The 24,428-nt window shown below is 56.0% G+C and carries 20 protein-coding genes; 6 read left to right on the top strand and 14 right to left on the bottom strand.

The genetic code is table 11. The annotated features are described in order from the left end of the window. Window positions 1-43: 43 nt before the first annotated feature. From phoU to AC2D8O_RS11475, 8 genes are all read right to left on the bottom strand, one after another. Complete coding sequence (gene phoU / locus AC2D8O_RS11510) at window positions 44-742, bottom strand: phosphate signaling complex protein PhoU (RefSeq protein ID WP_484678969.1); 699 nt, start codon at window positions 740-742, stop codon at window positions 44-46. 66 nt (window positions 743-808) lie between these two features. Continuing rightward, window positions 809-1,561, bottom strand: a complete 753-nt coding sequence (gene pstB, locus AC2D8O_RS11505) for a phosphate ABC transporter ATP-binding protein PstB (RefSeq protein ID WP_484678968.1) — start codon at window positions 1,559-1,561, stop codon at window positions 809-811. 15 nt (window positions 1,562-1,576) lie between these two features. Then, a complete protein-coding gene (pstA, locus tag AC2D8O_RS11500) occupies window positions 1,577-2,440 on the bottom strand; it encodes a phosphate ABC transporter permease PstA (RefSeq protein ID WP_484678967.1) in 864 nt (287 codons plus the stop codon). A gap of 24 nt (window positions 2,441-2,464) precedes the next feature. After that, the gene (gene pstC / locus AC2D8O_RS11495) at window positions 2,465-3,667 is read right to left on the bottom strand and encodes a phosphate ABC transporter permease subunit PstC (RefSeq protein ID WP_484678966.1); all 1,203 of its coding nucleotides are present in this window, start codon (window positions 3,665-3,667) and stop codon (window positions 2,465-2,467) included. 10 nt (window positions 3,668-3,677) lie between these two features. Continuing rightward, a complete protein-coding gene (locus AC2D8O_RS11490) occupies window positions 3,678-4,541 on the bottom strand; it encodes a phosphate ABC transporter substrate-binding protein (protein ID WP_484678965.1) in 864 nt (287 codons plus the stop codon). A gap of 141 nt (window positions 4,542-4,682) precedes the next feature. Continuing rightward, window positions 4,683-5,909, bottom strand: coding sequence for an HD domain-containing protein (locus tag AC2D8O_RS11485; protein WP_484678964.1), 1,227 nt, complete (start codon window positions 5,907-5,909; stop codon window positions 4,683-4,685). A gap of 46 nt (window positions 5,910-5,955) precedes the next feature. Next, window positions 5,956-6,363 (bottom strand): hypothetical protein, encoded by a 408-nt coding sequence (locus AC2D8O_RS11480; protein WP_484678963.1) that lies wholly within the window; start codon window positions 6,361-6,363, stop codon window positions 5,956-5,958. A gap of 58 nt (window positions 6,364-6,421) precedes the next feature. Next, entirely contained in the window at window positions 6,422-7,066 is a 645-nt protein-coding gene (locus AC2D8O_RS11475; protein WP_484678962.1) for an L-threonylcarbamoyladenylate synthase, read from the bottom strand. A gap of 84 nt (window positions 7,067-7,150) precedes the next feature. Between AC2D8O_RS11475 and AC2D8O_RS11470 the strand changes: the two genes are divergently transcribed. Continuing rightward, entirely contained in the window at window positions 7,151-7,939 is a 789-nt protein-coding gene (locus AC2D8O_RS11470) for a porin family protein (RefSeq protein ID WP_484678961.1), read from the top strand. Between the two features lie 73 nt (window positions 7,940-8,012). Continuing rightward, on the top strand, window positions 8,013-9,815 hold the full coding sequence (locus AC2D8O_RS11465; RefSeq protein ID WP_484678960.1) for a BamA/TamA family outer membrane protein: 1,803 nt from the start codon (window positions 8,013-8,015) through the stop codon (window positions 9,813-9,815). On the opposite strand, the gene AC2D8O_RS11460 is transcribed toward AC2D8O_RS11465, so the two are convergent. Then, window positions 9,812-10,072 (bottom strand): DUF4031 domain-containing protein, encoded by a 261-nt coding sequence (locus AC2D8O_RS11460; protein WP_484678959.1) that lies wholly within the window; start codon window positions 10,070-10,072, stop codon window positions 9,812-9,814. The two genes, AC2D8O_RS11465 and AC2D8O_RS11460, sit on opposite strands and share 4 nt — an antisense overlap. A gap of 94 nt (window positions 10,073-10,166) precedes the next feature. Between AC2D8O_RS11460 and AC2D8O_RS11455 the strand changes: the two genes are divergently transcribed. The 4 genes from AC2D8O_RS11455 to AC2D8O_RS11440 are packed head-to-tail and all read left to right on the top strand — an operon-like array spanning window position 10,167 to window position 13,872. Then, window positions 10,167-11,927 (top strand): tetratricopeptide repeat protein, encoded by a 1,761-nt coding sequence (locus tag AC2D8O_RS11455; protein ID WP_484678958.1) that lies wholly within the window; start codon window positions 10,167-10,169, stop codon window positions 11,925-11,927. A 21-nt stretch (window positions 11,928-11,948) separates the two neighbouring features. Next, entirely contained in the window at window positions 11,949-12,329 is a 381-nt protein-coding gene (locus AC2D8O_RS11450; RefSeq protein WP_484678957.1) for a hypothetical protein, read from the top strand. 52 nt (window positions 12,330-12,381) lie between these two features. Next, on the top strand, window positions 12,382-13,260 hold the full coding sequence (locus tag AC2D8O_RS11445; protein WP_484678956.1) for a peptidylprolyl isomerase: 879 nt from the start codon (window positions 12,382-12,384) through the stop codon (window positions 13,258-13,260). A 9-nt stretch (window positions 13,261-13,269) separates the two neighbouring features. Then, complete coding sequence (locus tag AC2D8O_RS11440) at window positions 13,270-13,872, top strand: flavin reductase family protein (RefSeq protein ID WP_484678955.1); 603 nt, start codon at window positions 13,270-13,272, stop codon at window positions 13,870-13,872. A gap of 16 nt (window positions 13,873-13,888) precedes the next feature. Here the strand turns inward: AC2D8O_RS11440 and AC2D8O_RS11435 are convergent, their stop codons facing one another. The 5 genes from AC2D8O_RS11435 to AC2D8O_RS11415 form a co-directional block, all read right to left on the bottom strand. After that, window positions 13,889-14,371, bottom strand: a complete 483-nt coding sequence (locus AC2D8O_RS11435; protein ID WP_484678954.1) for an SMI1/KNR4 family protein — start codon at window positions 14,369-14,371, stop codon at window positions 13,889-13,891. 49 nt (window positions 14,372-14,420) lie between these two features. Beyond that, entirely contained in the window at window positions 14,421-15,959 is a 1,539-nt protein-coding gene (locus AC2D8O_RS11430) for a PAS domain S-box protein (protein ID WP_484678953.1), read from the bottom strand. A 62-nt stretch (window positions 15,960-16,021) separates the two neighbouring features. Beyond that, window positions 16,022-17,125: a PorP/SprF family type IX secretion system membrane protein gene (locus AC2D8O_RS11425; RefSeq protein ID WP_484678952.1), complete on the bottom strand. Its 1,104-nt coding sequence runs from the start codon at window positions 17,123-17,125 to the stop codon at window positions 16,022-16,024. 8 nt (window positions 17,126-17,133) lie between these two features. After that, window positions 17,134-22,977 (bottom strand): T9SS type B sorting domain-containing protein, encoded by a 5,844-nt coding sequence (locus tag AC2D8O_RS11420; protein ID WP_484678951.1) that lies wholly within the window; start codon window positions 22,975-22,977, stop codon window positions 17,134-17,136. A gap of 121 nt (window positions 22,978-23,098) precedes the next feature. Continuing rightward, window positions 23,099-24,418: a T9SS type A sorting domain-containing protein gene (locus AC2D8O_RS11415; protein ID WP_484678950.1), complete on the bottom strand. Its 1,320-nt coding sequence runs from the start codon at window positions 24,416-24,418 to the stop codon at window positions 23,099-23,101. Between the last annotated feature and the right edge of the window lie 10 nt (window positions 24,419-24,428).

The raw sequence follows: 24,428 nt of genomic DNA, 5'->3' as shown, positions 1-24,428 counted from the left end.
GCAAAAAACAGTCGCTTTGTGTAAACGAAATGCCAACGGGCACTCAGGCTCCTGCACCGTCGCTGGAACGGTGAGCGTGCTTCAGGTCGGTGTGCCGATACAGTTCACCATCGGTGTGGAAGAGGGCTTCCTCGGCAATGGCTACGGCGTTGTCGCCAATCTTCTCCAAGCCCTTCACCACATTCAGCAGGTGGATGTAGTCTGCTGTGCGGGCTGGGTCCTGTTGTATGCGCTGTACGATAATGTCAAAGGCTGCGCGGTTGATTTCGTCGATGGCGTCGTCTTTGGCGAATATGGCGCGGGCATCTGCACTGCTCTCACGGAAGAACGCGCGCAGGGTTTCGTACAGGATGTCGCGTACCAGTTGTTGAAGTTCTTCCAGACGCAACTCGGCAATGAGTTGTGGGTCCAGCGGGTGCTGAAACTTCTGCAGCTTGTTTACAATACCGGTTACATTGTCACCAATCTGCTCCAGGTAGCCGTTGATTTCCAGCACTGAGAACACGAACCGCAGGTCATTGGCTACAGGCTGGTACAGCGCAATGATGCGTTCGCAGCGCTTGTGGATTTTGTTGTCCAGCTCGTCTATTTCCGCCTCACGTGCCATAACGCGCTGCGCCAGACTGTGGTCCTGGGTTTTCAGGGCCACACAGGCATTTTCCAGTTGCAGGCGCACGAGTTCCGCCATGTCCAGCACTCGGTGCTTGAGCTCGCGGATCTCGGATTCGATAAGGCGTATCATCGTGTGCGCAAATATGGCGTGTAATCGTTCGGTTAAACCGGGCTGATGCAAACTTTTTCCTCAGGCTCAGCCAAAACGACCTGTGATGTAGTTCTGCGTCTGCTGCTGCGAGGGCTTGGTGAAAATCTTCTTGGTGTCGTCGCACTCAATCAGCTCCCCCATGTAGAAGAAGGCCGTGCGGTCGCTCACGCGGGCTGCCTGCTGCATGTTGTGGGTCACGATGACGATGGTGTAGCTGGTCTTCAGCTCGTGAATCAGCTGCTCGATTTTGGCCGTGCTGATGGGGTCCAGCGCGCTGGTGGGTTCGTCCATCAGCAGTACACTGGGTTCTACTGCCAGCGCACGGGCTATGCACAGTCGCTGTTGCTGCCCTCCTGAAAGCGCCAGTGCGCTCTTCTTCAGGTCGTCCTTCACTTCGTCCCACAGGGCGGCATGATGCAGGGCGGTTTCCACCTGCTGCTCTATGTACTTTTCGTCCTTTACACCGTTGATGCGCAGGCCGTAAGCCACATTTTCGAAGATGGACTTCGGGAACGGGTTGGGCTTCTGGAACACCATGCCCACTTTCTTGCGCAGTTCTACTGCATCCTGGTCTTTGCCGTAGATGTCTACGTTGTCCAGCAGGATACTGCCCGTGACGCGGGCGGTGGGGATGAGGTCGTTCATGCGGTTGAACAGCCGCAGGAAAGTGGATTTGCCACAACCTGAGGGGCCAATAAGGGCCGTCACCGTATTGCGCGAGATGCCAAGCGAAATGCCCTTCAGCGCCTCGTGGGTGCCGTAGAACAGATGGGCGTCGCGTGCTTCTAGTTTATACATGCGTGCAGGGAGGGCTCAGTTCAGGTGGAACTTCTTGGCATAATGGCGGCGAATGAGCGTAGCCGCCAGATTCAACAGCAGAATCAGCAGCACCAGTACTACCGCCGTGCCATAGGCCATGGGACGTGCTTTCTCGATGTTGGTGCCGCTGGTGGAAATGACGTACAGGTGGTAGGGCAGGGCCATCACCTGATCGAAGAGCGAGTGGGGCAGCCGCGGCAGGAAGTACGCCGCCACGGTGAACAGAATGGGCGCTGTTTCGCCAGCTACACGGCCTACCGACAGGATGAGGCCCGTGAGGATGCGCGGGAAGGCAACAGGAAGTATGACTCGGAAGATCGTCTGAAACTTGGTGGCGCCCAGCCCGATACTGGCCAGTTGCAGCTCGTAGGGGACGTCCTGTATGGCTTCGTCGGTAGTGCGGATAATGACCGGCAGCACCATGATGGCCAGCGTAAGCGAACCTGCGATAATGCTGTCGCCAAAGCCGAAACCGATGACGAACACCGCCATGCCAAACAAACCGAAAACGATACTCGGAATGCCAGCCAGATTGTTCGTCATCATATCGATGAAACGCTTGGCTGGTCCCGGCGTGGTGTACATGGAAAGGTAGATGCCAGAGAACAGACCGATGGGGAAGGCAATGCCAATGCTGAGAAGCGTGAGCAGCAGGGTGCCGATAATGGCAGAGAGTATGCCACCTGCCAGCATACCCTTGGAGGGCATGGCTGTCAGAAACTCCCAGGACAGTGCACCCAGCCCGTTCCACAGCAGGAAGCCCAGTATGGCTATCAGCACCAGCACCACGCTGGCCGTTACCAGCCGCAGGAGCAGGAAGAAGAAGCGTTCGGTGAGTTTGCGTTGGCGGAGGCTCATGCAGGCGGAGTCCTTGCGACAGGGTTAGCTGCGGGCCAAGCGATTGCGCGCGGCAATGTAGCTGGCCAACAGGTTGAAGGTAAAAGTTACAATGAACAGCACGCAGCCTACCATGAAAAGTGCTTTGTAGTGCAGGCCACCCTGTGGGGCCTCGCCCAGTTCGGCGGCGATAGTGGCCGAAAGCGTGCGTACAGGTACCAGAAAGCTGGAAGGAATCACTGCGGCGTTGCCCGTTACCATCAGCACGGTCATGGTTTCGCCCACGGCACGCCCTACCCCCAGAATGGTAGCCGCGGTAATGCCGTTGATGGCATATGGCACAGTTACTTTCGTGATGGTCTGCCAGTGCGTGGCGCCCAGTGCCAGACTTGCTTCTTTCAAAGCACGTGGGGTGGCGCGCAGCGCGTCTTCCGATACGGTGATGATGGTTGGCAGCGAAATGAGCGCCAGCATCAGACTGCCAGTCAGGGCCGTTTCACCCACCGACAGGCCAAAGAGGTCTTTGATCAGCGGCACCACTACCACCAGGCCAAAGAAGCCATACACCACCGACGGTATGCCCGCCAGCAGTTCGATCATGGGCTTCAGAATGGCATGCTGTCGCTTGTCGGCCAGTTCAGCCAGATAAATGGCAATGGCCAGCCCCAAGGGGAGTGCAAATGCGATGGCTCCCAGCGTTACCCAGAATGTGCCCATAATAAGCGGCAGTGCACCAAACTCTGGCGATGGGTTGGCGGTGGGATACCATTCAGTCCCGCCCAGAAAACTGCTTACAGATATGTTGTCCAGCTGAATCTGCCGAGCCGAAACAGGCAGATAGTCGCTCGGGAACACCATCAAAATTCCTGGCTGTTGCGCCATCAGTGAATCCAACACGCGCGCCAGATTCTCGTATTCGGCCCCAAGCGCATTTTCCTTTACGTGCTTGTCCAGGTTGTTCAGGTTCAGCAGAAAAACCTTTTCGTCATGTCCACCGAGGTCTTTCCAGTTTGTGATTTCCTTTTCATGGAGGGCACGAACTTCGCGTGCGGTCAGCTTCTCTACGGGGTTGTCGGGGTGTACGGCAATTACCAGATCTTCGCTCACTGGGGGCGACTGAAACAGCCCGAAGCCCTCGCGAAAGAGGAAAAACACAATCAGCAGCACCACTGCCGAGGTTACCCAACCCGATGTTTTGATGAGTGCTTCCACCAGCAGGGTGGTCAGCTTCGCACGCTGTTTGCTCATGGAGGTGGGGTCAGGCGGGTTTGGCGGTAAGCGAACTGTCGGCAGTTACCGGAATGAACCCTTCGCGGCGCACCATTTCCTGACCGGTGGCCGAGAACACATAGTCCAGAAAGGGCTGCACGCGCTTCTGCTTCTCGGTAAGATAGAGGAAGAAGAGCGGACGCACAATCGGATACGATTTGTTCAGGGCGTTGGTGAGCGTTGGCTCCACAAAAGTCTTGCCTTGGTCGTAAGAAACAGATAGTGCCTGTACAGTAGGGTTCAGGTAGGCCAGACCTACGTACCCAATAGCACCAGGAGTTTGGCTTACCGACTGAATCACCGCTCCCGTGGCCGACATCATCAGCACGTCAGGGGCAAACTCGCGGCCGTCCATTACTTTCTCTTTGAAAAACTCATGGGTACCCGAGCTGCTCTCGCGGCTGTATACCACAATCTGGAGGTCAGGACCGCCTACTTCCTTCCAGTTTTTTGCCTTGCCGGTATAAATGAGCTCCAGCTGTTCGCGGGTCAGTTGCTTTAGTGGGTTGCTGGGGTGCACTACCACTGCCAGAGCATCATAGGCAATAGCGACTTTCTGGAAAGGTGTTTTGTGTGCCTTGAGGCGCAGTTTTTCTCCCAGTTTGATGTCGCGACTGGCCATGGCGATGTCAGTGGTGTTTTCCATCAACGCTGCAATGCCCACACCCGAACCACCACCGGTCACAGAGATATCGGCCAGAGGAGTGTTGTTTGTGTAGGTTTCGGCCAGTTGCTGGGCAATGGGCAGAACGGTGTCGCTGCCCTTCAACTTCAGCGAATTGTCGTCCTGACGCGCACACGATGCCAGCGACAGGGCTAGCAGGGCAGAAAACAGAGCGCGGAGGAAAAGCATGGGTACGGGCTTGGGGCCGTAACACAGTACGGAACGCAAAGGTAGGCTGTGGGGGGGCTGCCCTTCTCGCCCCGCTCGTTAAGTTTCGGTTAACAAGTTGGTGAATCGGCGTTAATGGGGCCGAAAAGGGCTATTGTCTCTTCAGAAGGGTGTTGCCAGGTAATATTTCGTGACAGGCTGGGCCAGCGTCTCCAGATTCGATAGATCCGAGGCCTGTACAATGTCGCGCACGGTGCCGTCCTTGTAACGAATACTGACGCTGTCGCCTTCCTGTTTGTATGCCTGGTTCTGGACAGAGCCGTCAAGCACAAAGTAGGCCAGGGCGGCGTCTGTATAGCCCATTTCCCGCGCTTTCTGTTCAGCGACAGCACGTTCTTCAAGCGTAAGGGGCTGGCGGCGGTAGCGCAGTTTCAGCAGGCGACGGTCCAGCAGGCGGGTGGCCAGTTCGTGCAGAATAGGGTCGGGGCACAGGCTGGTGTTTCGCCACAGCTTCAGGGCACCGTAGATGTCATGGTCGTCCAGCAGTACGAAGTCGTCCAGCAGGTCGGAATCCAGCTGGGGGGCAGGTGTCTCGGGTAGCTGCAGAAAGCTGCGCAGTGGGTCGGGGCAGGCCAAGGCCGCTCCTTGCTGGAATAGCGTGCGGGCGCGCTTTACCACCAGCCCGAACATGGTCTCGGCAGAAAGAGCTGTCTTGTGGAAGTATACCTGCCAGTACATCAGGCGGCGCGCTATCAGGAACTTCTCGATGGAGTAGGCGCCTTTTTCTTCCACTGCCAGTGTTTCGCGGCCCTCGGAGTCGGTGTGCAGCACCAGCGTTTTGATGATGCGGTCTACCCCCACGATGCCTTCTGACACGCCCGTGAAAAACGAATCGCGCGAGAGATAGTCCATGCGGTCCATGTCCAGTTGGCTGCTCACCAACTGGTGCAGAAAGTGGCGGGGATAGCTGCCGGTGAAAATCTGAATGGCCAGCGGCAGCGGGTCGCCCAATTCGCCGGCCAGTCGGTTCATCAGCGCCAGCGACAGCCGTTCGTGAGAAACGCCAGGCACCAGCAGGCTTTCCAGCGCGTGGCTGAAAGGGCCGTGACCCACATCGTGCAGCAGTATGGCGGCCAGTGTGGCTTCTTCTTCTTCAGGCGAAATGACGGCGCCCTTAGTCCGAAGCACCCTCAGGGCCAGTTGTGTCAGATGCATGGCCCCCAGCGCATGATTCAGCCGGGTGTGTTCGCCACCAGGATACACCAGCGAACTGGCCCCCATCTGCTTGATGCGGCGCAGGCGCTGCACAATTGGGTGGTCCAGTATACGCAGCAGGCGGCCGGGCGGCACCTCAATGAACCCGTGCACCGGGTCGTTGAAAATTTTCATCGCGGCAAAGCTACCGTCTTGGCAGGCAGCAGCCAAGAGGCAAACCTTACCGCAGGGTGTCGGGGTAGTCGATGAAGACGAATCGGCCGCCACCGGGCTCTATCAGCAGGATACAGGCCCGCTCCATGGGGTTACCCCAGGTATCACGAAACTCGGTCAGAGCGTCTTTTTCCAGCAGGCCCACTTTTACCATCTGTTCCAGCGGCGCGATGCGGAAGTTGTATTGCAGGTCGTAGTCGGTGGCGGCCAGTGCAGGGAGGCCCACCGAAACTGGCCGTTCCGAGGCGACAAACACCGGGTGGGTGGTGGCTTCGCCCTCAATGGCCAGGCGGGTGATTTGAGCCAGCGGCTTGGCTACCCGCTTGAAGTCGCGCCGCAATTGCTTCAGGGAAGGGTCCTGAGGCTCGGCGCCGGGGTCGCCTGCCAGTTTGGGTGGACGGTCGGGTGTACTCATGGCGCGATGTTTAACGGCCCAGAAGGCTGATTTCGTTTACAGCAGTCGTTGTTGGCCGCTATTCCTCCAACGATATGCCCAAGGGCTCCAGCGGACCAAGGCCCTCGCGCACCACAATGATTTTGTCTTCCCCTTCCGAGCAGTCCAGTATGGTACTGGGCACCAGCCCCCCCGGCCCGCCGTCTATCACACAGCGCACGCCCAGCGACTCATAGCGTTCGTGGATCAGTTCGGGGTCGGTAGCATATTCAATAATCTCGTCTTCGTCTTTCAGGCTGGTCGTCAGGATAGGATTGCCCAGCAGCCGCACCAGTTCAGTGGTAATATGGTTGTCTACCACCCGTATGCCCACGGTTTTTTTCTTGCTCTGGAAGAAATGGGGAATATTCTTGCTGGCTCGCAGAATGAAGGTGTAGGGCCCAGGCAGCGCCTGTTTCATCAGCTTGTATACAGGCGTAGATACCTGCACTGCGTATTCTGAGATGATGCCAACGCTTTCACAGATGCAGGCGAAATTGGCGGTTTCGGGCTTGATTCCCTTGATGCGGCAGATTTCTTCCATGGCTTTGCGATTTTTGATGTCGCAGCCAAGGCCATAGACAGTATCGGTCGGGTATATTATTACACCCCCGTTGCGCAACACCTCCACCGCCTGGTTCAAGAGGCGCTCCTGAGGGTTTTGGGGGTTGATTCTCAGTAACACAGGAAGAAAAAAGATAGCGGTGGTGAATCCGTTTTTTCCGAATTTAGCGAATTCTGTTTGCTTCCTCTCTGATTGACCGCTGCCATGAACCGACTCCGTTGGCTGGCCCTGCCTCTGCTGCTGGCCTTTGCTACTCCCGCCTGGGCTCAGATTCGTCTGGGTGCCAGAATCATACCCCAGTTTACCGGCCTGCTCAACAGCGACGACGCCGACAGCAGAATCATCTCGCCCCAAACCTCTACCTCGGCAGCTGCGGGGCTTTCCATTGGCTACCGTTTTGCCAAGCGCTTTGGGGTAGAGATGAACATCCTCTACGCACCCGTTACCCAGCAATACCTTCTTCGGTCTACCGAAAACCTCCGGTCTACCTTTCCAGATGGGTTTCTCAACTACACCGTAGATGTTACCTACATCAAAGTGCCCATCTTCCTCACCTACAACAGCGTGAAGAAGAAAGCTGTTTTTCGCGCTGCAATCGGCCCGCAGATTTCTTTTCAGACGGGCGTTCGCGAAACGGTTGAGGGCTTCGATGTCAGTTACACTGGCTTCGGCATGTCCGCTGGTGATAAGTACAGAGGCATCGTCATAGGTGTGGCAGGCGGTGTTGGCATTGACTTCGCCATCAGCAAAACGCTGGTGCTCAATACAGGTGTCCGTGCCGACTTCGGCTTTACCGATGCCGAAAACAAGAGCGTACAGTGGCGAGACCCCTTTGCAGGTGGTACCCTTGTAAACTACTACGACAATTATCGCTTCCCGGTCCAGACCGATAGGCCTCGCACAAGCATCACCCGCCAGTACTCTGTCGGCTTTATGGTGGGCATCACCTACCTCATGAGTAACAAAGGCGACGAGGGCGGTTACCGTTGGTAATCCTTACAGGAAGAACTCATACACAGCAGGCAACCTTGGTTGCCTGTTTGTTTTTATGGCGAACTTGCAGCCAATGAGGGTGCTGTCTGTTTTGCTGCTGTGGCTGGCTACCGGGCTTTGGGCCTGGGCGCAAAGTGGCATTCGGGTGGAGGGTGCCCCCAGTCAGCGTTTGCAACGCCGACTCGAGCAGGAATTACGCAAGCTGGACGTCCGGGCGTCCGACTCTCTGCTGAGGACCAAAGCCGTCACTGTTGTTGTGCTTCTGCATCAAGAAGGGTATCCGGAAGCCACTCTGCTCAGCCTGCGTCGTACGGCCGACTCACTGATAGTGCGCTATAAGTCAGGGCGGCTATACCTGCTGGATTCTCTTGCAGTGCAGAACTGCCCTGAGCGTTGGCTGCTGGAGGCGGGTGAAGCTCCTGTTTCCCGCCCGCTGTCGTGGCAGGCGGTAGACCGCTACCTACAACAGCTGCTGCGCCTTAACGCCGACAATGGCTTTCCATTTGCGCAGCTGTTGCCGCCCACCATTCGCTATCGGCAGCAAGACAGCACCACCCTCCGGGTCAGTGTCATGTACGAGCTGAAGCAGGGCCCTCTGGTGACGGTAGACTCAGTGGGTGTGCAGGGACAGGTACGCGAACCCGCCCGGTTGGTGCAGCAGCTTATAGGTATACGTCCGGGCGACCTCTATCGCCAGCGGCAGGTGGACGCCGCCGCGCAGGTACTCGGCAGCAGCGTTTACTTCCGCGATGTAAAACCCCCACAGGTAGGGTTTCGCTACCGGCCCACCGAAGGGAATCTCGGCGTTGGGGCTGCTGCCTTCGACTCGTCCCGTGCCGGGGCTCGCATTGTTATTCCGTTGACTCAGCGTCGTAGCAACCGTTTTGATGCCATCGTGGGTCTGTTGCCACCGCGCGGCGGCAATGCCGATTGGCAGTTCACAGCGCTGGTAGACCTGCAGCTCGTGTCGGCCCTTCGGATGGGCGAGTTACTGGCACTGAAGTACGAAGAGCTGCCTAGTTCTTCACGGAGGATAGATCTGCGTTATCAGCAGCCAGCCATTCTGGGGCTTCCGCTCCGTGCCGAAATACGTTTCGAGCTGCAGAAGCAGGATACGGTATTTCAGTCAGTCAGTTTTGAGCCTGCTGCCTATTGGGATTTCTCGCCACGACTGGCGCTCAAGGCCTACTTCCGCTCGCGCGAAAGCAGCCTACAGGCAGGCCGCGCCTTTCGTGCACAGAAGTGGCCCCCACCACCCGCCATGGATGGTTCCAGTACTGCCACAGGCTTGGGCATCGTATACCAGACACTGGACTATCGCCTGAACCCTACCAGCGGAGTATACCTGGAGCTGGAAGCCGCTATCGGTAACAAGACCGTCCGGCGCAATCCGCAGCTCGACTCCCTGGAGTTCGACCGTATCGTTGCCAGTCAACCCCGCCGCGAGTTTCGGTTCGAGGGCTTCTGGTATTACACTTTGCGCCCGCGTCAGGTACTGGTGCTGGGCAATCGAACCTGGTGGCTCGACATGCAGCAGCGTTTTCTAAACGACCTGCCCTTTGTGGGAGGCAGCAGGGTGATGCGGGGGTTCAACGAAAACCAGTTTCAGGCCAGCTTCTACTCGATCACAACAGTGGAATATCGACTCTTGCTGGAGCGGAACTCTTACCTCGCAGCCTTCCTCGATTATGGCTATCTCGAGCATCGCACCGTGCTGGAGCAATATGTGCTGCACCCGGTAGGAGTAGGCCTGGGACTGACACTGGAGACGGGTGCAGGCATTATCTCGGTCAGTTATGCCATAGGTCAGTCGGAGCAGACACCCTTTCAGCCCGCCCGGGGTCGAATACACATCGGCTATGTAGGCCTCTTTTAGCGTTCGGTCGGATACAGCCCGCGTAGAATGCGCACCAGTTCTTTGGGAGAAACCAGTTTTGCTCCTGCATCCTGTGCCCGCTCTATGTAGGGCTCAATCAGGTCATAATGGGGCATGCCTGGCTTGTTGTGAAAGCCTCGGCGACTGATGCCCAACGATTCGGCAAATGCATGCAGCTCGTCCAGCCCTACGTCGCTCACCAAATGGCTCGTCAGGCGGGGCTGTCCACGCACTGGCCTTACCAGAGGTTTGTCCATGTAGAGCATTTGTTCGCTGAATATCGATTGAAAAGTGTCAAATCAATGTTAACGATTTTGCGCACTGCACTGACGGATTGTAAATTCCTGACTGATGTCCAGACGGCTCTTTCTGTTTTCCCTGTTCCAGTTGCTCCTGTGGAGTGGGTTGCCGCTGTTGTCACCCGCCCAGTACCTCGACCAGCATTTTGGCTTGGGGAAGGCGTTGTTTGAATCGGCAGACTTTAAAGGCGCGATTGTGGCGCTGGATATCTCGGTGCAAAAGGGCTACAACGTGAAGGAGTCGCTATTGATACGAGGTGCGGCTAAAGCAGAGCTCGGCGACTATCTGGCAGCCATTCAGGACTTTGATATGGTGCTCCGCCGCGACCGGCGCAATGTCGATGCTTATGTGGCACGCAGCTCGGCTTACTTCGGCTTGGGCAACCTTGCGGCGGCGCGCGCCGACTGCGAGGCTGCCCTTAAGTTGAATCCCAAGGAAGCGCCCATTTATGTGACGCTCTCCAACATCCTGAACGCCGAAGCACGCTATCGCCAGGCATACGAACAGGCTGAAAAGGCGGTGCTTCTGGATCCCAAACTCGACCAGGCCTACATCTGCCGCGGTGAGGCGCTGTATGAACTCGGCGAAATAGAACTGGCAATACAGGATTACAACCGGGCGATTGCGCTCAATCCGCGAGAGAGCCGTGCCTATGGTAACAACGGCCAGGCATTTCAGAAGCTGAAAAACTATCGCGAGGCCATTAATTACTACACCAAAGCACTCCAGATCAGCAAACAGTATGCATCAGCATATCAGAGCCGCGCCAGTTGTTACGTAGAACTGGGTGAGTTGGATATGGCAATGGCTGATCTCAACGCACTGCTTCGTCTTAATCCCCGACATCTGAGCGCCCGCACCATGCGCGCCAACATCCGCATTCAGAAAGGCGATTCGCTGGGCGCACTGGAAGACTTCGCTTTTGTTCTTAAGCTGGATCCCACCAACAACTTTGCCTATTTCTCGCGTGCTGTCTACTACTACACTGCCCGACAGTACGAAGATGCCATGCGCGATTTTGACCTCAGCATCCAGTACAACCCCAGCAACGCCGCAGCTTACAACAACCGAGGCAATCTGCTGCTGAGACTTGGTCAATACGAGAAAGCCCTGGAAGACTATACCCGCGCCATTGAACTGAACGGTGAAGACCCCAACAGTTTTAACAACCGCGCCTACACCTACAGCGTGGTCACGCAGATGGACCGCGCCTTTGCCGACTATGCTGCGGCCCTGAAGCTGAATCCCAAGCATATACAGGCCCTCAGCAACCGCTCGGAGTTGTATGCCACTATTGGAGACACCACGGCTGCCATGCGCGACCTCGAGGTCCTCAACGCCGCCTATCCGGACAGAGTCCAGAGCCGAACGCAGTTGGCTTATTTCCACCGCGCACGCAAAGACACCCTTCAGGCCCTGGAACTTTACAATGCTATTCTGAAGATGGACAGCCGCAATCAGACCGCCCTGCTGGGGGCTGCGGATATCTTCACAGACCGCGACAGTTTCCCTGTTGCCATGCGACTGCTCGATACCCTTCTGGCTGTCAACCCAAAAAGTGTCCCGGCGCTGATGATCCGTTCCTATATCAATGCGCGGCTGGAAAATCCTGGTCAGATTATCCGTGATTGTTCTCGTGCCCTCGAGATCAATCCCAACATCGCTGAAGCCTACTACCGCCGCGGCCTTGCTTTCTACGCACAGCAGAATTTCACCTCCGCTTGTGCTGATTGGAGCCGCGCCCGCGATCTCGGCGACACCCATTGCGAAGAACTCTTTCAGAAGCACTGCGTACAACGCAATTTTCCTTGAGGGGTTGGCCGTTCTCTCCCTGTGACTACGTTCCCCCCTTTTGAAGAATCAGCTACGCCCGCTGGTGGTGATACGCGCTGGCAACGGGTACAGGATCATCTGCGTGGCCAGTTTGGTAAAAGCCACGTCAATGCCGAGGCCATGCTCATGCTGATCGGTATGCGCGAATTGGGCTTCGGGCCTTCGGATTTTACCAAGCAGGAAAAGCAGGACCTTATCCACGTGGGAATGTCTACCCTGCTGGTGCGCAGAGGATATTATCGTTTCTCGCACCGCGACCAGGATGGCTGGCCCCATTATGAACTGGTGAAGGCGCTGCCGGAACTTGATGTTTTTGCCCAGGCACGTTTTCTGCAGGAAATGCTCTGCGACTATTTCGAGGAGACCCTGGAGCTGAGATAGGCATTGGTCTTTTCCATCGTTTTTACCAAACTTTGGTGACCAACTTCCCCGTATGCTACGCCAACTTCGCGCTCTTGCCTGCCTGCTGATTATGCTGCTGACGGCCTCGGCCTGTCAACCCTCGCCCGACGTGATTCTGAAAACCACCCACGGCGATATTGGCCTCATCCTCTACAAGGAAACGGGTAAACACCGCGACAATTTTCTGAAACTGGCGCGCAAGGGATATTATGACAATCAGCTGTTTCACAGGGTTATCCAGCAGTTTGTCATTCAAACCGGTGACTCGAACAGCAAGGATCCAAATTTCAAAGGGATTCTCGGTGTAGAACGTGCGGGCTATTTCATCGATGCCGAGGTTCTGCCACAGTATTTTCACAAGCGTGGCGCATTGGGGGCTGCCCGCGAACCTGACCAGATCAATCCAACGCGGCGTTCGTCTGGCTCGCAGTTCTACATTGTTCAAGGCAAGAAGCTGACAGCACAGGAGTTGGACGACATAGAGAAGTATGTGAACGACCAGCACATGGGCGCGGCCTGGGAAAAGTACCTGATGGCCTACATGGAAAAGCCAGAGCACAAGCCCCTGAAAGATTCCATCATGGCTTATCAGGAAGCCCGTTATTCCGGCGACTCACTTAAGGCCAGGCAGTATGAGCCCGGCCTCAAGAAAAGCCAGCAACTGCTTGACACACTCTTCAGCCGCGATTATCGGTCCAGAGATACACCGTTTCGATTCTCTGACGAGCAGCGGCGTGTCTACATGGAGCTGGGCGGCACACCTTCACTGGACGGTGATTACACCATTTTCGGAGAAGTGGTAAGTGGAATGGAGGTAGTTGATTCCATTGCTGCCGTAAAGGTGGATGCGGGGAACCTTCCGTTGCAGCCAGTGCGTATTCTAAAGGTTGAGGTCCTTACAAAGGACTGACGCCTATCCATGACCCGCACCACCTACGACGCACTAGACAGCAATACCCGCGTACACCTCTTCACCACCCTGCTGGGCGTGCGCCAGCCGGTGTTGGTAGGTACACGGCACGAAAATGGCGCGGCCAACCTGGCAGTTTTCAATTCCTTGCAGCATTACGGCAGCAATCCGCCGCTGTTGGGGCTCATGTTCCGGCCCGACCGTGCCCCGCGACATACACTGCGCAACATCCGCCGTACAGGCGAGTATACCATTCAACTGGTACCGTATGCACTGGTCGACAAAGCGCATCTGACAGCTCGAAATCTGCCGGAAGGCGAGTCGGAATTTGTGCCGGCAGGCTTCACTGAAATCGCCGGAACCGTTGTCGGATCACCACTGGTTCAGGAATGCCCTGTGCGTTTTGAGTTACAGTTCCGCGAAGAGCATTTCATCAAGACCAACGACACCTGGCTGCTGATAGGTGAGGTGGTGCACCTCCACTATCCCGAAACAGCGATAACCGCCAGTGGTCACTTCCAGCAGTCTGCCGCCGGCACTGCCGGCATAATCGGCAACAGTGGGTATTTTCCGTTGCCAGCGGTAGAACTGTGGCGCCCCGAAAAACCCTGAGGAAGGATGTTTGTGCTCAGGAGAAGCGCTTGTGATACAGGTGCTCCATCATGTCATCGAATGATGACGCCACCTTGTGCAGATAGAGCTGTAGCAGCAACGGCTGGCCTGGGCGCTCGGCCTTGATGGCATTCTGCAGGTCGAAGAAGAAAACCTCGCCTGAGCGCACATTCAGACACATAAAGTTGCGGAAATGGTCTATGGCGATCGGCAGCAGATCGATGGGCATACGGCTGGCGAGATTGGCGCGCACGCGCAGGATGTCGTCGTGCCCTTTGGCTGTCAGTCCCAGAAAGCGGCGAATGGTGAAGCTGTATAGATACCGGCCATCGTGCGTCTGGGAGGGGACGTCAAAGGTATTGTTGTAAGGAACCCCACCATTGTGCTGGGCCAGAAAGTCGCGATAGGGTTCGGGCAGAGAGTGACCCACCTGGCTCTCCAGCCGGGAAATCTCCTCCTCGGCAAGCCGAGGATACGATTGCTCGATACGGTAACTCAAAACAGATGGGGTTGCAACATGAAAGCAGACGGTTGGGTAGGGGTGTGTACTACACTTTCACCCCCACTACCAGTACGTCATCAATCTGTTCGAAATTGCTGCCCAACCAGTTTGAGAACTCGGTGTCGAGCACCTGTGCCTGTTCTTCGGGCTTCTGGGTGCTGATTTGTGCCAGAAACTCCTTGAAGCGCTTGGTCATGTATTTGCGGCCTTTGTCGCCACCAAACTGATCCTGGAAGCCGTCGGAGTAGACGTAATAGGTGTCACCTGGCTGCATGTCCAGTTCCAAGAGCGTGAAGATGCGCTGGTCTTCGGTCTGCAAACCACCGATGGAGTATTTATCGGCCTTGTGCTCAATGTGCTCGCCATTGCGAACAATGATGAGGGGGTTGTTGGCTCCGGCCCAGTATACTTTCTTGTTCTTGCTGTCGAGGCACAGGAACGAAATGTCCATACCGTCGCGGGAGGTAGAGCCCTTTTCGTCCTGGCGCAGGGCTCGGCGTACGGCAAGGTGCAGGTTGTTCAGAATCTGGTCTGGCATTACGTTGCCCTGCTGCTTCACCACCTGGTTCAGAAGGGTGTTGCCAATCATGGTCATGAATGCACCTGGTACACCGTGGCCTGTACAGTCGGCAGCCGAAATCAGGGTATAGTCACCCATCTGGGCAAACCAGTAGAAGTCGCCGGATACGATGTCCTTTGGGCGCCAGAAGATGAAGGACTCTGGTAGGTGCTGCTTGATCACTTCCAGCTCCGGGAGCATAGCCTTCTGGATACGGAAGGCGTACGTGATGGAGTCGTGTATCTCGTTGTTCTTGTGCTCGATGATGGAGTAGGCTTCTTCCAACTGTTTCTTCGACTCCTCTACAATCCGTTTTTCCTTTTCGGCCTGCTCACGCTGCAGGTTGAAGGTCATGGCTGCCAGTTCTTTCTGTTTCTTGGCTTCCTCTTCACGTTTGCGGTCGGTAATGTCGCGCGAGTTGAGCACGATGCCACGAATCAGCTGATCCTGCAGCATGTTGGTGCCGGAGCTCTCGAAATAGAGCCAGCTGCCATCGTGGTGCTGCATGCGGAACGAGAAGAAGAAAGTAGTCTTCTGGCCGGTGGCATTGCGCATGAGGGCATGGTCGTCGCTGTGCACCAGCTCATAGATGCTTTGCCCAATCAGGCTGTCAGGGTTGTAGCCCAGGACACGCTCGGTAGAGGGGCTGAGATACTGAATGCTGCCGTTGCTGTCTATTATCGTGATAATGTCAAGCGAGTGCTGAATGAGGGCTTTGAATTTGCCTTCGTTCAGTGCCGATTTGGTGGTGGTGCTCATCCGCTCCACCTGGCCCAGGCTGGCTCCGGCATAGGAGATAAGTCGCCGCACAGCCACATAGCCCCCAGCACCTACAATGAACGTGATGGCAATGGCCCACATCAGCGACACCCAGCTTTCAAACTTATTGCTGGCGATGGGAATGAGAATGGAGCCGACGATGATGATCGACAGAATCCAGTAGGAGAGGCCCCAGGTGTTGGCGCTTTCCTTTACTTCGCGCGTCTTGCGACGTACCCGCGCGTCGGTCAGTTTCAGGTTACTCATGATGCCGCAGGATGGGAGTCAAGAAGTTGGTATAGGAGAGAAGAGAGGTCTGTGGGTAGAACTCAGAAGCTGGGGAAGGGAAGCGCCGGCTTCTTGTATTTGGCACCATCAATCAGGTAGCCTACAGAGAACTGCATACCGCCGTTCTGGCTGTCGAGAGTGGTGTTCTTGTTAATAATCAGCTCAAAGGCAAAGCCAAATCGGAACTGTCGGCCATAGTCTATGCCAATGTAGGGCGTGACACTTTCGAGGCCGGTCTGACGCTGGGTGGTGCCATCGATGTTGACGGTGTTCAACTGTTGGCGCACATTGGCACCAACGACAATTGCGGCGCTCTCTGCGCCAAACAAAATGCCTTTGTCGAAGAACAGCGTCCGGATAAACGTTCCATAGGTAATCTGGCTGGAGTTGTTCTGTTGCTGATACAGGAGGTTCAGGTTCAGGTCGAACGAAGAGCGGGTGCGGTACTTGATACCGCCCATACCTACATACCGCATTGGCCGAGGAATGTTGTCGGAAGGCAGTAGCCCCATGTTGGCCTGGTTCAGGTGATAAATCGAGCCACCGAGAAACCAGTTGAACTCAGGGTTGCCCTTGATTTTCTGCGTGCGGTAAATCAGAATACCAGCGCTTGCATCCATCTTCACCTGACTGCTCAGGCCAAAGATGTTCTCAGTGGTGTTGCCGGAAAACTCACCGAGTGTGGCATTGTACATGTCTTCAAAGACATAGAGCGGGTCAGAAACCGAACTTTGGGTAACACCCGCCTGAACCGACGCCCGGATGTGCGTGTAACGGGTTTTGGCCCCGAGGGGAGCCTCCCACGAGAGACCCAACAGCGCCGAATTGCGTTTCAAGCCACCGTAATTGTCGGTCATGATAACAAGCCCTGCACCACCTTGATACCACTTTTTGTTTATCGGCAGGTCAGCCTGAAACACAGTGGAATTGGAGGTTGCATTGATGGTGCCCCGGCGCACACGGTGCGTCATGCTAAAGCCGGCCTTGCCTTCTACGAGCCCCGTAAAGCTGGGGTTTACGAGCACAGGGCTGGCATAGGGCATGGCCAGGTTCGGATCTTGTGCGTGCAGGGCGGCAGGCAACAGCATGCACGCAGTCAGCACGAACGCGGAAAGAGTTGGTATGGAGAGCAGCGAGCGGTTCATGGTCCGTGCTAGCGGATAAGCGTTACGTAGCCAGTGTAGGTTTCATCACCACCCGATTCCAGACGAATGGTGCACTTGTAGGTGTAGGTGCCAGGCTCAAAGGGCTTGCCCTCTGGCGTAAGGCCGTTCCAGCCAATTCGTTGCGCAGTTTCCCAGATAAGATTTCCCCAACGGTCGAAAATCTGGAATCGCTGGATATTGGCGCGCACTTCCTGCTGGCCGGTCAGGGCGTTGTACTGCAGCGGAAGCGGACGGAATTGGTCATTGTTACCATCATTGTTGGGAGAAAAAGCGTTGGGGAACAGATACTCTTCTTCTCGAACAATAACCGTGTTGGTACCAATCCGCAGGTCGGCGCAACCAATGGCATTCTTGGCGTAGAGCACCACGGTATATATGCCAGGGCCAGTAAAGGTGTGTGACGGATTCTGGTCGGTAGAGGTGTTATCGAGTGCAGAGTTGGGGTCGCCAAAGTCCCAGAAGAATTCCACAACATCTGCCGATGCAGTGCTGCGGAAGGGCACGGTGCGCAGGAAGAACGGAACCGACACAGTATCGCGGTAAACAGTATCGATGGGTGCGAAGGTGTTGTCATATGATACATCACCAATCTCAAAGTCCGATACAGGCGAGGGGTAGAGCAGGTATTTGACTTCCACCAGCGATCGGCAGGGGCCCGAACGGAAGAGCAGCGTATAATACACCGAATCGATAGAGGTGACTGCGGGCAGTGGGTCTACCAGAATGGAGTCAGCAGTGACAAACGTGGGGTGCGTATTGTCAAGCGTGCCTCCGAGGTAAGCGGCCAATAGGGTACTGCGGCGAGCACGGAACCACAATGTGGCATCCTTCGGCTGGTTCAGGTAATCGGGGTGTACCAAAAGAGTGTCATTGCCCGTAGCACTGAGGCAAATTTCACCGTCCGGAATAACCGGAGGGAACGACGGATTGACGATGATGTTTACTTCGGCATTGTCAAAGCACCCATTTGCCGTGAGTGCCCGCACTACATAGGTGGTAGTGGAATTGGGCGTTACTACCGGGTTGATGATCGTGCTGTCGTTGATTTCGCTTGGCGGAATGGCAACCAGTGTGCTGCCCAGGAGTTTGCGCCAGAGGAACGTACGCGAAGCTGGTGCAGGCAGGTTGGTAGGTTGTACCGTCAGCTGGACAGGTTCGGAAGCGCAGACAGGAGCGCCGGCAGATTCCGTTACGGTCAGCGGCAGCCCTTGCTGAACGTTCAGCGTGTAAGTACGGGTGAAGGTACAGGTGCCGATAACCGACTGCACATTGAACACTACGTTTTCAAAAGAGCGAACCACCAGTGTATCGGTACGCCCGACAACGGGGAAGGTGATTTCCGGTGTGCCGCTCAAGGCTGTCCAGATGTAGGCGTCGCCACCGGTTATTTTCAGTGACACTGGTTCGCCGGCACAGGTAGTCGTCGCAGGCGATTTGGTGATGACTATCTGCGATTCGCCGCTCACTCGGACATCCCGCCTGATGATTCTGGTTGCGCAGATATTGTTCGTGACAGTCCAAACGATGCGGATGATGCGGCCTACGTCATTCGCGACAGGAATGTAGCGGGCATTGGGGTCGGTGGTATTGGTGAAACCGCCTTCGCCCAGATACCCCCCTGGTCCAGGTTCGAGCGACCACTGGCCAGTTGCAGTGGGATCGCCCTGGATCCGCCCGCGCAACGTATCAGATCCACTGGGGAAGCAGATGGTAGGAGGCTGCGGGAAAGTCGCACCGACGGAGTCGCGTACCTGCAATGAGCGGGTAATGCTGAAGGAGGCACAGGTAGGCGACGAGGGGTCGGTCACCGTCCAGGTGATGTTGATCAGCTTGTTGCGGTCGGCGGTATCCGGCACATAGAATGCCATTGGGGCATTCGTAGTAACCACGCCAGAGAGGTCGCGGAAGAGGCCCGCGCCAGTGGAACTCCAGATACCCGTTGCTGGGGCGTTTACAAACGCTTTCAGGGTGTCGGAGGTTGCGGGGAAGCAGACTGGCCGAAGGGTACCATCGAGGCGCTGTGCTGCAAAGCCCCCGTTAACGATAGAGCTTAACACCACTACCGAGTCGCTGAACACGACACTGTCGCAGGCGGGGCTGTAGACGTGCCATTCGAGGCGTAGGGTTTTGCCTCCATCGGCAAGGTCTGAGTTGTAGAAAGCTGCTGGGCTGGTGGGGTCGCTGAAGGTGCCTGCTGCCAGAGAACCAGCACCCGCACCAATGGCTACAAAAGCGAACCAACGGCCAGTTGAACCATTGCTGCCCAGGGTTGCGCCTCCAGAGCCACCAAGTGCTGCGCTGTTATTCAGTGCAACAGTAGACGCGCCTGCACAAACGTCGGGGACGACAGTAGCGCTACCGCCGAAGCCACCAACCGGGTCATCAGAGATGTACACCAGGGTAGTGTCGGTTGCAATGTTGCAGCCACCCAAGGGGGTTACGGTCCAGACCAACGCCAAGGTGGTGTTGGCAAAGGTAGCTTTGGCCAGGGGCAGCAGGTTGCTGTTGGGGGCGTTGGGGTCAGAGAAAACAGTGTTGGGTACCGCGGTCAACGTACCATTTGCCGCACGGATGAATGCAGACCACTGTCCAGTGCCTGCCTGGGAAATGGCAGAAAGTGCGGTGATGTCACCATAGCAACGCCGGAAGTTGGTAGAGCGGAGGGGACTGGAAATAAACGCTACAGGTGCGCGCCGGATGACAGCTTCGCGCGACAGTTGAAGCGGCGAACAGCCTGGCTTCGATACCGTCCAGAAAATCTGTACAGAGGTGCCGGCGTCTGTGTTGCTGGGCACGTAAGTCAGCAGGCCGGTGGTGGCGGTTTGCGCCGTGTACAGCAGCGTGCCCGAACCAGTAGCACTGAATGTTGTGTTGAGGTCAGCGGCGCCTTTAGATACCTGGAACACAACACTCTGGCCAGCACAGAATACTTTAGTGAGGGTTGCGGCAGGTTCGCCCAGGAAAGTCATGCTGCCGCCTACGATGTCGGACGTAATGTTGAGCGGGGCTGCTGTAGTGTCGGCAGCTGGATTACAAACGCCACTGCTCGCCGTATAGCGGAAACGTATTTGCTGACCTGCCAAAGTAGGCCCAGCATAGAATATGGCCCTTGGAGAGTTTTCACTGGGGAAAAAGCGGCCAGCGGGAGTGGCACCTGTTACCACAACCGCCGTGGTGTAAGAAGGGCCAATCAACGCTTCCCAAAGCCCAGTGCCAGTGTTGACGGTGGCGCGGAGCGTGTCGGTAGTGGTGCCTGCGCAAATGGTCTGACGCGAGAGGGGAATTTCTGCAACGCTGACAGTGGGCCGGCGATACACCCGGAGCCTGATAGAATCAGTCGCGACAACGGGAACACAACCATTGTTGGTTGCAAAGTACCTGATAATCACATTCTCAGTCAGGGCATCTGCCGCGCTGGGTCTGTAGATGGCATTGGTAGATCCAACGCCAGTATAGAAGAACGTCCCTGTGCCAGTAGAGGTCCAGAAGCCCCCAGTGGTTTCTGTGTTGCTGGCAACTGCCGTAAGGACGGGCGTAGATGTTGTGTCGCACACCTCCAGCGTTGTCGGGGAGGTAATAACAGCGCGGGGCCTTCCGAACACCCGGATGAACACAGGGTTACTGATGGAAGTGTCGCAGGCAGTACTGAAGAGGGCTCGGAAGTAGGTACTGGTCAGAAGTGGACCTGTGGTGATGGTGTTGCCACTGACAGTGCCTACCGCACGGTTCCAGGTGATACCATCAGCCGATTGCTCGAAGTCCACCGGGCCCAGGCCACCGGAATAGGTGAGTGTAGCCTGTGGCACAGTGCTGCCATTCCGGCAAAGCTCCTGCGAGGTGGGTGTTAACGAACCTGCAGAACTGGGCGGCGCTGGAGTGACACGTATAGGAGAAGAGTAGGTGAAGCAGCCTGTGGGAGACGAGCCGCTTGCCCGAAGACGGAAGTAGGCAGTATTTGTAAGCGGCTGCGTTAACAGAACAGTGGAGTTTGCTCCCCCGATAGCGCTTGCTGGCACATTGGAGTAGCTGGAGATATCGTTGGGGTCAGTAGTGGAAAAGACCCACTGAAGCGTACTGCCAGGTAGCGGAGTAAAGTCGGAGATGTATACAACTGCCGTTCCTCCGTCACAGATGTCGGCGTTGGGGCCGGCAACACCCATCGTAGCATCGCAATTTGAAACGACGACGACACGAGACGTAGAAGTGGGGCAGGGGGCGGTGTTATTGGTGACAGTCAGGGTGTAGACACCTTCGGACGAGAAGATGGCAAATGCGGTGTCGTTAGCAGCCGAGTAGGCGAAGGTTACGATACCACCAACAGGGCCCGTGTAAGTCCACACCGGATTCGGATTTCCGGGTGAAGTAAACGTAGCGGTGCCCATGTTGATATTTACGCTGGAAGGCCCATTGAGAGCAGGTTGGGCGGCGCTGTTGACGGTGAGGGAAATCGTACTTGAGCCTGTATTTCCGCCAGCATCTATTTCATTGACGGAAATGTTTGCCGTATAGCTGGGGCCGGCGTTAGACGGAATCACCAGCACCACACTCTTGCCAGAGTTAACACCGTTCAGAAAAGTGATAGCCGGATTGTCGGTTGACCAGATAAACAGGTTGGCAGAAGATGCACTGGCTGGCACCGAGACAGTAACGGTATCGTTGGGGCAGACTACAGGTTTGGAAAGCGTGAGTGGTTGACTTGGCAGATTGCACAATATTACAGGAACACTGATGTTGGTTGGGGACTCTACCACACAACCACCCAAGGTCGCTCTGATTTTGAAATCGTATGAAAGCGTATCGGCCAGTCGAGAGAGCGTGTAGGTAAAGGTCTGGCCGTCGGCAGTGGATGTAAATGAGAGTCCTGTTGGTACGAAGCCTGGCGCTAATGGCTCACGTTCCAGCAGCTCATAGGTAACCCCAGCCTTGGAACCGGCTTGTAATATACTGAAAGGAGTCGCGGAGCAGGCTTGGGCCTCGACCAGTGACAGCGAAAAGCTGGTGCTGGGTGCTGGCGTGATACTGGTGAAGAAACTCTCGTAACAGATAAAGGTATTGTTGGCGCTAACCTGTATCTCATCTGGCGATAAACCACTGCCCGGCCCAACATCTACCAACACACTGGTGGCAGGGCCCACTACGGTTCCGCCAGCCGTGAATACCGACCCATTGGCGCTGTTGAGGCGGAAGTAAGCGGGGGTCAGTGTACGGTATTCGACTTGAAGAGGCGCAGTGCAACGTATGACGGAGGTCGGGTTGACGGTCGCCGTGGAAGGAGCAAAATCAGGTGCGCGGTTCAGCGGGGTTACTGTCTCCGAAACAATGTTGACGTCGACGAAGTCCTGATTGCCAGCTGTCGAGATGAGTTCGCTGATGTTGTTCGTGATGGCGAAGGTCGGATTCGGATTAGGACAGTTACAGTCTGATATCGGGATTTCGAACCGCACAATCGCCGAGTCGGTTGTCGTAATCGGATACCCTTGATTACCTGTGACCCCTACTGCCACCGTAGTAATGTTGACCGACACCCGGTTCAGGCCCCCGTTTGCCACAATCGATACGGGATTGTAGATAGGGCTGAGGGGCGGCAGCGTTTGAGCTATATTATTAAGAGGATTGTCCGAGTTGGCGACTTTGCTGGCCAGACCTACATTAAGGCAGCCACTTGGGAAGTTCAAAACAATGTTGGAGGGCCCGAGAAGAAAAGCATCGGCAGGAGAATTGGCCCGAATCTTGACGGTATATTGTACGTTGGTGCCGGCAATCTGTTGATCTACGGTAATAGTGGCATTTTTTTGTGCCAACGCCGTAGAAACCAGGGAAAATAGCACCATTCCCAGGAGTATAATTCTCCGCATAGGTGTGGGTGGTAGTAGTTGAGGCAGAAGAGGATCGGAAGGGTAGACTCGGGGTTTAAAACTACGTTTTATTACCGAGTGGAGAGTAGGTTTCGCGTCAGTTCAGTTGCACCAGCTTGAGGACTTCCTCGTGGTCACCGACTTTTACATGCAGGAAATAAGAGCCAGGCGTCATACCAGCCTGTCGGGCGTCTATCAGCACGGCCTGCTGGCCAGCCGGCATCTGCTGCTTGAACAGGGTCTTTAGCCGTGACCCTTTTGTGGTAGTAACCTCTACGGTTACCTCGGCGCTGCTAGGTAGATACAGGCTCAGAGTTGTCTGTTCCGCATACGGATTGGGGGCTACGATTACCTGCACTTTCACACCCTCGTTCACGAGGTTGTCAGCGGGTTTCACATAGAATTCTTCGCGGGAACTGAACGTGCCGCAGGGAGTGGTGACAACCAGCCGGTAGTAACCAGTGGCCTCCATTTTCAGGGTAAGGCCGTTAGCTCCGGTAACAACCGAGCCGTTGAAATACCATTGCAGACCAGTGGCCGATGCGCCACCCAGATTGGCGGTGAGCAGGTTTCCAGACCGGCTGAGAGTAGGGTTGCCAGAAGGGAGTGCGGTGAGGCGAATGCTGTCAGCGGCTTCAGACTCACAGATGGCATTGATTGCAATAGCGGTATAGCTGCCGGCGGCAGTGGCTGCGTATTGATTGGAGGTGGCGCCGTTGATGGCCGCACCATCGCGATACCACTGGTAGTTTCCGATGGGGCCCGCACTCAGCATCACTTGCTGGCCCAGACAGAAGGTAAGCGCCGCGGCTGTGACTATGGGCTTGGCTGGAGCCTCGCAAAGGGGAATCTCCGTTCGGGTTATCGTAAACTCGCCGTCTCTAATAATGTTGGCCGCATCCCAGTTCATTACAGCAGCTCCCGCCATTTCCCAGCTGAGATGTGCAGTTTGGCTGGCATCTGTAATTGGAATAGCCACTCGGCCAACGCGTGTACGGGTTGTGGTAAGGGGTTGCCCGTTGCCTGGCCCCCCAACTGCAGCCATGGTATTTTTCAATTGAGAATTTGCCAGCACGTTCATTACTAGGCTGGTGCCATCACGAACAAGGTAGAGGTTCCGATAGCCCCGCGCATCGGTTCTGAAATCCCACGGCCCCGCCGCATCGTTATCGAGTACGGCATTGTTGAAGTTCAGGCCTGATGTCTCGATATGGAAACGGAAGTTGCTTGAAGCCAGACTGAAAGCATCGCCTGCCAGCAGATAGGCGTATATATCCAGCAGTAACTGGCCATTACGCACGGTCGGTTCTAGTTCCACCCGGTAGCGCTTGGCAGGCGTTTGGGCTACGGCCGACAACAGCAGCCCCATGAAAGCAGCCATCAGCGTAAGGCTGCGGAAGGGAGTGCGGGATATCATGAGTAGAGAG

The sequence above is a fragment of the Pontibacter sp. T17 genome (assembly GCF_057219875.1).
The sequence above is the reverse complement of the archived record's forward strand: the minus strand, read 5'-3'. Positions and strand labels throughout refer to the sequence as shown.